This is a genomic window from Bacillus sp. 1735sda2 (genome assembly GCF_024159245.1).
In the GTDB taxonomy this organism is placed as follows: Bacteria; Bacillota; Bacilli; order Bacillales; family Bacillaceae; genus Bacillus; species Bacillus pumilus_O.
This window is the reverse complement of sequence record NZ_JAMYWZ010000001.1, coordinates 1,239,235-1,251,747: the sequence shown is the minus strand read 5'-3', so window position 1 is coordinate 1,251,747 and position 12,513 is coordinate 1,239,235. Positions and strand designations below refer to the sequence as shown.

At 35.0% G+C, this 12,513-nt stretch carries 18 protein-coding genes; 1 reads left to right on the top strand and 17 read right to left on the bottom strand.

All coding sequences use genetic code 11. The features are described 5' to 3' along the window. Nucleotides 1-126 precede the first annotated feature (126 nt). Nucleotides 127-702, top strand: coding sequence for a recombinase family protein (locus NKR21_RS06455; RefSeq protein ID WP_144457810.1), 576 nt, complete (start codon nt 127-129; stop codon nt 700-702). 15 nt (nt 703-717) lie between these two features. Here the strand turns inward: NKR21_RS06455 and NKR21_RS06450 are convergent, their stop codons facing one another. The 17 genes from NKR21_RS06450 to NKR21_RS06375 all read right to left on the bottom strand — a co-directional run bounded on the left by NKR21_RS06450 (nt 718) and on the right by NKR21_RS06375 (nt 12,496). Then, nucleotides 718-1,125: a transposase gene (locus NKR21_RS06450; protein ID WP_144457812.1), complete on the bottom strand. Its 408-nt coding sequence runs from the start codon at nt 1,123-1,125 to the stop codon at nt 718-720. Nucleotides 1,126-1,133: 8 nt separating this feature from the next. Further along, nucleotides 1,134-1,475 (bottom strand): hypothetical protein, encoded by a 342-nt coding sequence (locus NKR21_RS06445; RefSeq protein ID WP_144457815.1) that lies wholly within the window; start codon nt 1,473-1,475, stop codon nt 1,134-1,136. Then, complete coding sequence (locus tag NKR21_RS06440; protein ID WP_144457817.1) at nt 1,472-1,906, bottom strand: hypothetical protein; 435 nt, start codon at nt 1,904-1,906, stop codon at nt 1,472-1,474. The genes NKR21_RS06445 and NKR21_RS06440 overlap by 4 nt, the downstream gene beginning before the upstream one ends. After that, nucleotides 1,899-2,198: a hypothetical protein gene (locus tag NKR21_RS06435; RefSeq protein ID WP_144457819.1), complete on the bottom strand. Its 300-nt coding sequence runs from the start codon at nt 2,196-2,198 to the stop codon at nt 1,899-1,901. The genes NKR21_RS06440 and NKR21_RS06435 overlap by 8 nt, the downstream gene beginning before the upstream one ends. 48 nt (nt 2,199-2,246) lie before the next feature. Next, entirely contained in the window at nt 2,247-2,711 is a 465-nt protein-coding gene (locus tag NKR21_RS06430) for a hypothetical protein (protein ID WP_144457821.1), read from the bottom strand. Continuing rightward, entirely contained in the window at nt 2,708-2,884 is a 177-nt protein-coding gene (locus NKR21_RS06425) for a hypothetical protein (protein WP_186299667.1), read from the bottom strand. Before NKR21_RS06425 ends, NKR21_RS06430 begins: the two co-directional genes overlap by 4 nt. Nucleotides 2,885-2,950: 66 nt before the next feature. Continuing rightward, nucleotides 2,951-3,751: a hypothetical protein gene (locus NKR21_RS06420; RefSeq protein WP_144457823.1), complete on the bottom strand. Its 801-nt coding sequence runs from the start codon at nt 3,749-3,751 to the stop codon at nt 2,951-2,953. A gap of 43 nt (nt 3,752-3,794) precedes the next feature. After that, nucleotides 3,795-4,508: a hypothetical protein gene (locus tag NKR21_RS06415; RefSeq protein WP_144457825.1), complete on the bottom strand. Its 714-nt coding sequence runs from the start codon at nt 4,506-4,508 to the stop codon at nt 3,795-3,797. After that, nucleotides 4,505-4,972: a hypothetical protein gene (locus NKR21_RS06410; protein WP_144457827.1), complete on the bottom strand. Its 468-nt coding sequence runs from the start codon at nt 4,970-4,972 to the stop codon at nt 4,505-4,507. Before NKR21_RS06410 ends, NKR21_RS06415 begins: the two co-directional genes overlap by 4 nt. A gap of 480 nt (nt 4,973-5,452) precedes the next feature. After that, entirely contained in the window at nt 5,453-5,653 is a 201-nt protein-coding gene (locus NKR21_RS06405) for a helix-turn-helix domain-containing protein (protein ID WP_008343997.1), read from the bottom strand. Nucleotides 5,654-5,836: 183 nt separating this feature from the next. Further along, nucleotides 5,837-8,893, bottom strand: coding sequence for an RNA dependent RNA polymerase (locus NKR21_RS06400; RefSeq protein ID WP_144457829.1), 3,057 nt, complete (start codon nt 8,891-8,893; stop codon nt 5,837-5,839). A 233-nt stretch (nt 8,894-9,126) separates the two neighbouring features. Beyond that, complete coding sequence (locus NKR21_RS06395; RefSeq protein WP_144457831.1) at nt 9,127-9,768, bottom strand: hypothetical protein; 642 nt, start codon at nt 9,766-9,768, stop codon at nt 9,127-9,129. A gap of 20 nt (nt 9,769-9,788) precedes the next feature. Then, entirely contained in the window at nt 9,789-10,085 is a 297-nt protein-coding gene (locus tag NKR21_RS06390) for a hypothetical protein (protein WP_144457833.1), read from the bottom strand. Continuing rightward, nucleotides 10,075-10,578 (bottom strand): hypothetical protein, encoded by a 504-nt coding sequence (locus tag NKR21_RS06385; protein ID WP_144457835.1) that lies wholly within the window; start codon nt 10,576-10,578, stop codon nt 10,075-10,077. The genes NKR21_RS06390 and NKR21_RS06385 overlap by 11 nt, the downstream gene beginning before the upstream one ends. 290 nt (nt 10,579-10,868) lie before the next feature. After that, nucleotides 10,869-11,021, bottom strand: a complete 153-nt coding sequence (locus NKR21_RS06380; protein WP_186299668.1) for a hypothetical protein — start codon at nt 11,019-11,021, stop codon at nt 10,869-10,871. A 155-nt stretch (nt 11,022-11,176) separates the two neighbouring features. Beyond that, entirely contained in the window at nt 11,177-11,302 is a 126-nt protein-coding gene (locus NKR21_RS21155) for a hypothetical protein (protein ID WP_260858192.1), read from the bottom strand. A gap of 30 nt (nt 11,303-11,332) precedes the next feature. Beyond that, nucleotides 11,333-12,496: an AimR family lysis-lysogeny pheromone receptor gene (locus NKR21_RS06375; protein ID WP_144457839.1), complete on the bottom strand. Its 1,164-nt coding sequence runs from the start codon at nt 12,494-12,496 to the stop codon at nt 11,333-11,335. Nucleotides 12,497-12,513 lie beyond the last annotated feature (17 nt).

Genomic DNA, 12,513 nt, shown 5'->3' with positions numbered 1-12,513 from the left:
ATTCAAGTAATATCGGTGTCATAACTTTTAAGTATTGACACCAATTAAGACACCCAGTATAATTAAGGTATCAAAAGGTGTCATAACTAAGTGTCATAAATACATACTTAAAAAGGGGTGCTCAATATGAAATATGGTTATGCTCGTGTAAGTACACAAGGTCAAGACTTAACAGGTCAAATCGAGCAATTAAAAGAGGAAGGTTGCGAAAAGATTTATCAGGAGAAATTCACAGGGACACGCCAAAAGGAAGTTGAACGCCCCCAATTTAATGCCTTACTATCACAATTACACAAAGGAGACACCTTAGTAGTAACTAAACTTGATCGGTTTGCAAGATCAGCTAAAGATGCAATTGATGTAATTGAAGATTTGTTTGATAAAGGGATTAAGGTTCACGTTTTGAATATGGGACTCGTTGAGGATACGCCTACAGGCCGCTTAATATTTAACATCTTGAGCTCTTTTGCTCAGTTTGAAAGGGATATGATTGTAGAACGTACACAAGAAGGAAAAGCACGTGCGAAGCAAAGCGAGGACTTTAGAGAAGGAAGACCAAATAAGTTCTCAAAGAAGCAAATACGGCACGCTCTTGAGTTATTAAATGATCATTCGTATAAACAAGTTGAACAGCTGACAGGCATAAGCAAGAGCACATTAATTAGAGCTAAAAAGAAACAACAAACCCTCTCTATGGTATAATATAGATGAGGGTTTTTATTGCTCTTCCTTAGATTTCTTCCACTTCTTAATCTCATCTTCGATTGTTTCTTTATCTACTTCATTAGACTTTGTTTCAGTGATTTCAACCTTAGATGTTGGAGTACCTTCTGAATATGCCAGCAGCGTTTTGAGAGCGTCTAGCTGATCCTTAGTCTTTTGACTATCATCCATGCCTATATTCTCCAATTTTTTAAACCAATTTTTAGCTCTTGCGCTTCTTTCTTGCTGTGCTAAAAGTTTGAAGTTTTGTATCTCATTGTCCAGCTCCAGTGAGTATTCTTTATCTTTTCTCCACAAGTATAATGCATTGCGACTGACTCCAATTTCATCAGCAATAGCTTGCATTGTCATCCTTGCTTCAGCTATTAATGAGATCGATTTAATCTTTCTTTCATCTAACATTTTTTGCTTTACACTCCTTTAGCAACTGAGAGGGAATTCAACATAGTTTTAACGTACAAAACAGCATTTACCCTCGTTTCGCAAAGTAAATCATCAACGAATTTATCTACGTATTTCCTTCCTTTTTCCATAGCTTCTTCATCCATTGATCGTAACTTTTGTCGCTCCTCTTCCGAATCAACTTTAATATAATATTTTGGTGATGTGTATACTTCCAATAATTCAGCTTTATATCTTTCAAGAATCTTATCTCTATGATGTATTGTGCCAATATTGTCAATCATCTCGACGAAAATATTTTTAAACTTATCCCAGTCAGGGTATCGTATTAAAATTTCACATCCACTCAATACTTAAACACTTCCTTTGGATTTTGTACAAACGATAATCTACCTAGACATTCAACGGTATCTTTACTCACCGACAAAACTTCTTTAATCTCATCTTTATATTCCTCAACAATGTGATCAACTGTTTCTTTTACTTCTTCACTTGGTTCATAAAACGGGTCTAACCTATGATTGGCCAATTGATCATTCTCAAACTCTAGCTTGGCAATATGATCTAGCATTTCTTTGGTAACTCTTTTGAATCCATCCATATCAACCAATTGCGTGTCGTTTTCTTTACAAGAATCACACCTTTGAGGTGAAAACTCGCCGCCTAAAGTACGGCATATATTAGTTACCATATTCAGGATTCCTTCTGGTGAGTTGCAACGCTCAACTAAACATTTATCACAATCCACAGCAATAAACTCTTTTTTGATCTTTTTAAACATTTTTGCTCACCTCTGGTAGAATAATACTCCCTGGTGGTACGTCAATAATAAGTTCTTTGTGTACCTCTTCAATATATTCATCTACTGACAAACGATTTTTTTCAGCAAAAACAGAAATTTCAATGTCATAGAATCCATCTAATGATTTTAAAGCATTTAAATCTGTTGTTAATTTATCAAATTTCCACTTTCTCTCTCTGTCTAGTTGACGGATTTCCCACTTCACTTCATTTACCTTTCTAACGATACCGTCGGCAATTTCTTGAACATTAATGTCACTTTTCTTTTCCATTCTTAAATCAATCCTCTCTAATTTTGATTCCATTGTATTTAACGTGCCTTACAGCTCATCTAACGCTTTAATAACCCGCTCCGTCTTATTATCCAAATCGCTGTCAACAAGCTGATCTACAGCATCCTCAACACTCTTGATATGATCTAGCACCTTCTGAATACTTTCTTCGGGAAATGACATCATAATCTTTCCCATCAACCCACTATCGACTAAGTTGATATAAGCACTCATTTTAGATTTCAGACTATTTGGGATTTTAAGGTTTGTAAACTTCTTAATGATTAAGAAATACAACCAATCTGTCATAGCAACTTCATCAATCTTCAAACCTTTTTTATCTCCGTTGAAGTAATCGGTATTTAACTCTTTTAAGACTTCCGCAATTTTACTGGGTGCAAACTCTGGATAAATATAAAGGTGGAACTCGTCATTCAGTTGAACCTTCTTCTTCTCATCATATTTCTTAGTGAGTTCACCTAATGTCGTTAAATTAACTGCTTTTGTTGTCATTCAGATTCACCCGCTAACTTAGCCTTTTCTTCATTTACAGCATGGCGCAATGTATGTTTAAAATCCTCAACCGCCACATCAAACATCGCTTCATTCTCTAACAAAGCCTTAATTTCAAATTTAATATTGATAAATCTCATATTCTCGTTACTTTTAATTTCATTTTTCATCATTTTTCATTCTCCTTTTTGTGTGAATTATTAAGGGGTGTGCAACCTTTAATCGCACACCCAAGTAAATTAATCTCCTAAGTCTCCACCATCGTCAGGCGTTGAGTTGCCAGGTGTTGAAGGCGCTGCTCCTTTTGAGCCATCTTCATTACGTTTAACTCTTGCAAAACGTCCGATTTTCCCATCGTCATCTGCAAGCGCTCTATAACCTATCTCTGGTGTAAATGCCTGTCCAGCTTCAAGTGACATATCAAACTCGCCTGAGAAGTTAACTTTAGGCAACTGAATATAAAGGTCGCTGTAAGTTTTGTTAGTAACTGGGTCATACTCAAGCGTATGAAGTTCTAGGTAATAGTTCTCCGAGAATTTATTACCATTGATTTCAACAGTTTCAGCATCAACTTCAATTAAGTAATGAACTGTAACTTGTTCACCTTTTTTAGCAAAAGTGTCTGAAAGCGTGTAACTCATTCCAGAAACGACAGTCTGATACACTTCACCATTGGCTTTATTTGTGAATGTAACTTCTGAATCTTCTAATGGTGTTTTTGTCAAGGTAACACCATTTGAATCATTAACTGTTAGAACTTCATCTTCGTAAACGGAAATAGTTTCATTCTCAATGGAAACTCCTTGCTGCATTGCCATGAAATCAAGGTCGAAGAAAGCGTTCCTAATGTTACCTGAGACTTCTTTGCTTGAGTTGATAACATATAAATCTTTGTTTCCCCAGCCACCTTTTAAAAAGTCCTGCTGAACTTGCTGTGCGAGGGATGTTAATTGTGTTACGGCCGATCCAATCACTTTCCCTGTACTAATTTGTTTCATTGTCACCTTACCGACCTCGTGGATAACTGTCTGCTTTGCCATTTCTAAATAAACAACTCCTTAAATAATAAAAAGACTGAATTTATCAGCCTAGTAATTTTTTGATTGATTCTGAATCTTTGTGTGACAAGTGGTGTTTCTCCTCAGCGTATAAATCAATATGATCGTCCCATCTATCAATCTTCACTTCTGAACTGACAGTAGCAAAAATAACAGACGCATCATGATTTACTTTTTTTTGTATGCGGTGATATGTAAGGTAAAGCTGGTAAAGTGACCACTCATTAATAGTGGAATAATCTATGCCAGTCATTGCTACAACCGCACTAATCATGTCTGATAGATCAGCACCGTCATCACTTGATTTTAATTCCTTTGAAATCTGATTAAGCTCGTCTATCTCTGAATTTGGTGACTTCTTGTCTTCGTTAATTAGATGCATCTTCAAGACAAGACTTCTCAACTCCATGAAGTTTTCTTCCGATATTTTTGACATGATCCCTTCATCATTGAAAACCTTGATAAGTATAGATTGATAAGCATCTAAATACAGCGGATGCATCAAAATTAGTTGAAATAAATTACGACCACTAACCATCTCTTCAATGTCCTGGGCATCAAGTTTATCTTTCAAGACCTGTCGCATAGATTCAGCTATTTTATCTTTGTGATCTGCCATCAATTGAAGATCACTTGAGAAATCAACATACTCTTTAATCTTAATGAAGTGACAATCCCCTATTGGTGTTTTTACAGGCTGCCCAGTGCCGAAAAGCTGCATAAAATCATTTGATTTCATTTACTTGTACCAAAAGTGAAAATAAGCTTATAACCGATATATCCATTTGGGGAATTAGGAATTAGCATTCGCTTATAATTCACAATTTTTCCGAAGCCAGTTGCTCTGCTATCAAAAAGCAGCTGCGCAAGATTGTCTTGAATCTTTAAGTTTCTTAATTCAATTTGTTCCACTTCATCAATACTGGTATAGATGTCAATCATGATATCTTGGGATTGAATTTGTAGGTTATTTGTGGGAGTACCGTTCGCTAAATACATACACATTCTAGCAATCGGTTTTTCATGTTCCAGATCATCTGTTTTGGGTGATCTGTAGATTAACAAGGGGATTTGATCATCATTTGTTACATCTGGATGATCTGAAGATAGTGGGGATTCTTTATAGAATAAGAACCTATTATTCTTTTCATTAGATGAAATCAGTCTGTAAATATCCAAAAAGTTTTTCTCAATGTTACTCATTTAAACGTGTCACCTCCTTTATCCAATGAGGGACTAAACTTGTCATAGAAATCTCTTTCTTTATATTCTGTTCAACTCGTTCCAGTAAGGCTGGATCAATTTTGCTATAGATTTTTTGAAAATCTGTATTGGGATTTGGGTTTCCCCATTTTGGTTTAAACATGGCTTACACCATCCATTTATATGAAATATTATCGTTTGAATTTTTTTAGTTGTACGAATACAGGAGCGCATATAGCGCCCCAACACTCATACAAAAAGGAGAAATAAAAATGTTTGTAACTTTCGGGGGCAGTGGGCTGTATCTTACAAACCTCACCTAATCATTCGTTTTTCTGGAGGCGAAATGAAATGATTACAAAACTACAAAACGTGAACGCAAATTCATTTGTTTTTGGTAAGGTCGCTGAAATTGCTAGGTACAACCCTTATTCGCTGTTTCCGCAACAAACGGTATTGTAGTGACGACCAAAAAATTTGCTACTTTTTCTTCCATACGAGTTCAGGGCGAGAATAAACAAATTCGACAAGTCGATTTAATTTTTCTTTTGAAATTTCGCACTCGAAAGTGAAGTATTTACTTAAATGAGACTGAGTACAACCACAATGCTTGGCTGCTTCCACTTGGGTTATTCTTCTTTTTTGCATGGCTTGTCTTAATTCAAATCGTTCGATATTCATTTATTCTAGTCCCGACTCCTTTCGCAAGATTTATTTAATCATTGCGTTATCATTCATTTTTATGTTATGTTTTAAATGGGAAATTATTTATTCCCTAGTATACGGTTATAGAAATTCATATGAACATAAAAAACCCTTGTTGTATCAAGGGTTTTTCGTGTATCCATTAATCTGTTATCAAATTCAAGCGGACATTTTTCTGTTTTTTCTCGCAATTGCTTTTCTATCCGCATCCAACTGTTTCCGATGATCTTTATAACAATCCTCACATAAGTAATGTCTTCTGGCATTCAGATCACTCAACTTGTTTTCACAATGATGGTTTTTACATTCAGCAATCACATTTAAATTTGTCTTCAGATTCCACAGGAGATCATTTCCAAAGCATCCCCATAATGTATCCTTGAATTTTGTCTTCTTAATGAAGAATAGATATTCAACTAAGATATCGACCACTTCAGTTTTTGTCACATTTAGATTCAATAGTTCGTTAGTGAATACCTTATACACAAACCATTTTTTATCAGATCTCTTTTCTTCCTTTTTCTCTTGATTGCTTAACCTGTATTTATTCGTATCCATCATTTTGTACACTTTGATCACTTCAACCATCTTTAATAAATCTGAATCCCCATGATTTATCTTCAATTCACGCATTACACATTCGTTTAATCTTCTAATCCTTTCTAGCAATCTAGGGCTACGATCAGGTGCGCTTAAACTCTCATAATATTTCGCTTTGTATAATTCTTTATACTCTTTAAGGAGTTGATCTAATTTATAAATATTTTCTTTTGTTAATGGTTTTTTCTTATGTAATTTCGGACTCATGAACAGTCTGCAATTAAACTCTAATGGATCCAACGCCTTATCAAAACTTCTTTTCGTTTCTCTTGCAGTCGGCATAATTATATCTATCTTATCAACAGTCATAGCACCATTAGGCATTTCAACGTTTTTCTCGTCCTTGTCTTTCGCATATTTGAAGAAGTATGGCAGCTTTCGCCTTCTTGTTTTATCACCTTCTTCAACTTTCAAGAACTTTTCAATCTCATTACTAGCATGTGTAGCCCTCGTTGGCTGGTATAGCGTTTTTGCGTAGTCTATTCCAAAGTTGTTCTCCATCGTTAACCATTTGATTACATCAAGGTTTACATCTTTGCTATTCCAAACTTTTGATATGTTATTAGAAAACTCTCCGATGTTGACCTTGAAAGAACTTCTCAGATTGTCATATATTTTGCCATTTTCAATGATATCTTTCTGAGCAGATTCCATTTCATAATAAAGAGGAAGAATTTCATCATGTTGGCCAACCTTCATATTTCTTTTAGCAATACTGACAAATTCCTTATCGCTTACAACAAGAGCCTTATCACCATCAAAATCAAACTGCAGTAACCTAAATAGAGAGTCTTTGTTTGATGTATAGATTCCTTTTGTGATGAACCATTTCTTCGTTTTTTCGTTTATAACATTGGATCTGATGCCATGCTCTCTATAAAGGTGAGGAGAACGAAGCACGTCAATTTCTAAGCTGTCTTCATATAATTTACAGCTAACCTCTCCATCTTCAATTAATCCGTTTGGATTTTTCTCACCATTGAACCAAAATTCACAAGCTGCGTACAGGTCGGGTATTAAGAAAGTATGATGTGATCCTTTTAACTTTATTTTTCCTGCTTTAGCTTCCTTGATCATCCTCGCTTTAATTTCTTTGATCGTTTCTTTCACATGATTATCTTTTAATAAGCCAGGATATACAAACAGAGCTTCCTGGAGACTGCTTCTTTTCTCATTTTCTTCAACGGCTCCCATAACATCTAACATGGCATCAGTGCTCTGATAAAGTGTTTTGATCTCATTAATCGTAAGTTTTGTTAATCTTGTCATTTCGCTGTCTGTGATGTCCGTTAAGGTTTGAAGCATTTGATAGTTAAGCTTACTTGTCTTTAAGTTCTCCTCTTCCTCATTTAGTTTGGATGCTTCACAATTATATTCCTTGAAACAGCGTTTGTAGTGATCCCACTTACTTTCACTTTCGTTGCCATAATAGCTCCACATTTTAAATTGAGACTTTGTAAGGATCATGTGAATATCGTCTACCAGCACATCCCATTCACGACCATCAATGTCTTTTATAATTGATTTACCATGCTCTTTTGCAAACTGTTTGAAATCGAAAGGTACTAGCATCCCCTTCATAAATGGTGCTCTGAATTGAAATGGTTTATCTGCAACAGTTGGCAATATCATTCCGCAGCCATCAGTCTGATCGACTGGGATAGTCATCTTCTTCCGAGTTATTTCATATGTATTACGATCAATATAGTCAAAGCTTCCTTCAATTTCATTCTCAAAATCTGGAACAACTATAGCTTTATCAATATCGAAGCCTTCCCATACAGAACTAGCACTATTACTTAGGGCGAGATAAGCATTCCATTTATTGATATTCATGCCGCCTTTAGAGTTGATCAACTTTTCATCGAGTCCGCACATTAAGGTTGTTTTGTGCTTATTTAGCGATGACCTCTTGATGAATACACCTTTCTTATCACGAATCTGACCAGCAGATGAGGCATAATAGTCGTACTGCTTTTTATTGAACTTAAATCCTTTTTTGATCAGACTGCCGAAAACTTCTTCATAAAAACTTTCAACAATAATAATTTCATTTGAAGGTTGTTCGTTTTCTGTTTCAATCCCTAATGTTCTAGTTAAGGTTGATTCAAAAATTCCAATAACCTTGTTAATATTGATATCTCCAGTATTCTTGTATCTGATTGCATCAAGATTGAGTTCCCTTGTCTTTTTAAAGTCCGACATCAATTCTTTTATTTTCTTCTTATTCTGGTTTTTAATAAGATTAGCAACCCCACACAATTTTACAATTTTTCTTCTGGTAAGCCCTTCATCCTCCAACACTTCTATATTCTTCAGCTGCTTTTCTTCTGAACCTTCCAGCTCCTTTTTGGCAACTATCTTCAAAGAATTAACATAATCAGTAATTATATTTTTGGCAGGCCGATGTTTTTTCATTTCTCCTTCTTGCTTCTCTGTTAGTTCAATTCTATCCATTACGCTTAGACTAACATTGCTACTTTTGATTTCTTTCAAAAATTCAACAAAGTAAGTCAAACTAAGATTTTCATTATTGATGACCTGTTCCTCTGGTGTAAAAAATGCTGACGTGTCTAATGAGTAAATGTATACTTGCTTTGATAAGTTTGATTTCAATGAATCTCCTCCAAATTGTTATTTGAATTTAAATATGGTAATTGCAAAACTTGTTTTTGCGATTCCTAGATACTGTATCTTCTATGTATCTTCTATGTATATTTATATTAGAATACTCTTCTATATACACACCTCACAGTGCGACAATAATAGACCTACACCCCTGCGTTTTAAAATTTTACATCTGCATTTATGAACCTTAGATATGCAGGTTCAGGATGTAGGTGAAAACCCTAATATAGCGGTGCTAGAATATGGTAGTGATTATTCCATCTGTCAAACACCAAAGCGTCATCTTCGTCATAATCATAAGACGTTTCTAACTTATGTGATTTTATTTTCACGAGCTTTGCCTTTTTTAAAGAATCGTTAGCGTTAGATATGGTTGTGCTACCTATTTTCAATCTCTCTTTCAGTGTTTCAAATCCTACAAAGCAATAATCTCTTGAGGCCAATTCTTTTTCATTTATATGACTCTTGTAATAAAAAGCCAGCCTGATACCATTCGAGTCTATTTGATCATTCTTAAAATATGTAAATATGTTTGGGTTCATCTTGCAGAACATTTCATCCTTTTTGACATCTCCATTAAACATAATTTTCAAAGTCCCCTTCGTAGGAAGCTTTTCAATTTTATTTCTAATAAGGTTATGCTTGTATAGGGCATCCAAACGCTTCTTCAATGTTCTTGCATCACTGATTTTCAGAAAATTTTTAAGCTTAAGGTGATCAAGCTCTAGCTCTTCTTCGCTAAAGTTTCTGAAATATAAAAAACATAGATAAGCGTATAAATGAAACTCCTGATTCGATATGTAAAATTTCTCATTTCTTATGATATGTGTCGGAACTTCAACGTGTAACTTATTTTTACTCAATAGGCATTCTCCTAACTAGGTCAATTTTTTAATTGGCTAATAATATCTATGTAATATCTCGCTGTCTCTCTGCAGCTGCTGTCGCTATGTTCATCTGTTGCGATCTCGTTCATGTACTTTATGTATTCCTCATCTAACCCTAGCTCCGCTATAAAATCCGTAAGCATTGCTATTTGATTCTCAAAGTGTTTTAACGCTTTGTTAGTGTTGTCCAAACCAATTTCCAGCGCATATTGATTATTCTGAAGAAACTGTATCTCTACGTCCTTCTCATCCTCAAATACTTGATCAGTGTAATAGTGGTTATTATTTTGCATGTAGGACAACAACTCTCCTTTCTTCATCACAATCCAATTTGCATAAAAGAGTTGTTTTACCCACTTCTAATTCCCTTATGTATTTCAACTTGCTGCTTTCAATTAAATCAATATGTATTGTCGCTTCAGGACAGTATTCACTTGCAACGATTAATGAATCGCCTTCTTCATTCCATTTAATTATGTTCATTCTGTGATATCCATCAGAAGTGAATGAGTTCATACTTCTGATCATTACACCTATGTCTTTTCTTAGATTAGTCGTTGATTCTCTGTAGAGAATTTTTTTACATATACCTTTATTCATCCTATAAGGCATTTTGATGATCGCTGACTCGAAATAGTTTAATTTCACTAAATCAGCTACAAATCCATTAGTGATCAGCAGCGCATTCAAGTCAGGGTTATAATATGTACCGTTGTTTTTTAATTCTGTTTTAAACCCAAGATCCTCTGCCATGCTTGAGATAGCCATACTTCTGAATTTACCCAATCGCTTCCTCCTTCCTCCATTAAGATTTCTTGATAGTTAAAGACGAATTGCATCGGTTACAAGTTAAGACCAAACTTTCATCATTCACATAAAGATCACTAACTGCGAAATGCTCTCCACCTATTTCATCAGTACCGTAAATCTCAGAATCGAATGATAGATGTATCTCATGGTGGCCAAATTCATTATCAGAAATTTCACTATGTAAAAATTGTTCTTTATTAAACTCCACTTCGTTTCCACACGTACAAGTTAGACTTAAAATCATTTCAATTTCTCCTTCTTCTGTTTTATTTAAAATCTTTTGATGATGCACCTTCACCTTGCTGAGATAACATACGAAGGCTTTTATCATATTGTCTGTTTATGTATTTTGAAGCTTTCTTGATACGTTCCTTTTTGTTTAATTCAACCGATGATTTTTCATTATCGTTTGGTTTCATTGAATCCTCCCTCACCCTTATTTTATCAACTTCGACCAAAATCAGCAGTGTACGTGTCAATTAATTTTCCTTTTGTTTTAAGAACAAATGGGTCGACGTCGACCCATATATCAAAAAGGCAGGGATTCAATCTCCCCACCTTTCTAATATGTAGATCATCCACCGTTGCCCATTGCTGCAGTTTTGATGAATTCGATAGCTTGCTCTGATGTTTGGCCTGAAGCAAATCCAACACTGAAAATTGCGACAGCTACGATTAAAAATAATGCTGTTTTCTTCATTTAATCACCTCCTTTCAATTGATAAGGTTTCTAGTGAGCAATAAGTTCCACTAGACTCTTGTCTGCACCCAGCCTTTCGATATTTCTTAGGGGTAGTTGGAGCGTGTACTTGTCTCCAGTGTCCTTAAAAAGTTTCACCGATTGACAATAACAATTAAAATCATTCATCAACAACCCTCTTAAAAAGGTATTGTAAGCTAATTCGTGATTGCTTGAATCCCTTTCGTCAAGCTGATTTAAAATTGATCTAGCTTGATCATTACGCTTATTAACAATATGATGGAAAGCCACCTCTTGCATGTCTGTAGTATCTATTGAATCTAAATCTAACCACTCGTTTTCTTCTTTGTTCCATACATTTTCAAGCATCGCTAAACTTCTTTTGATTTCCCTTTTGTATTCTGAATTAGCATTTGCGTATCCTAACCCTTTGAAGAAGTTTTCTTTTGCTTTCTCGTAGCTTGTATAGATATATGAGTTACCAAGATGTAGACAGGCGAAAACAGCGAATCTATCAATCTTAGTTTCTGATAAAGCCATTCCTGCATTGAATCGTGCTCTTTTAAGCTTGTTCTGACTTACTGCTGCACTAGCACTCATAATCAACAGCCTACATCTATAGGAATCGTTAACGTAACCAGTTATATGAAGTGAATCCACATCGATTAAGTCAGCAATTTCACTCATCAATCCGAACTCACCTTTTGAACACAGTGGATATAAAAGCAAAATATTCTTAAATACATTCATTTCAGGTGTCTTCGTGTTGACCGATCCTACTTTATTCATCGCTTCAAGATACGTTAAATTACCGTCCTGAACCTCACTATGAATTGAATAGATTTTATACCATTCTTGAGATTTTCCGTTGTGAGCATCCTTCATTTTATCCAGTAATGCATTACGTTCAATGTAATATTTATTTACATCTAAATATTCAAGAGCCTGTCTTGCTGCAGACTTATTTGGATCAAGCGTCATTATGTATTCTCCCATAATAACTCTTTCATTTGCTGGATCGATTTCTTTGACAATATTTATGATACTTTGAATATCAGTTGTTTCTTTTCTACCGTCATTTAGAAATCGGTAAAATCCACTTCTGTCTGTATACCCTGCTAACTTTGCCAATTTCATAGCCAATGAAGAATCGTCTTCACACTTGCTTTTGATGAATGCTTTTAATTTGCTCAATCCAATATCCCCCTAGT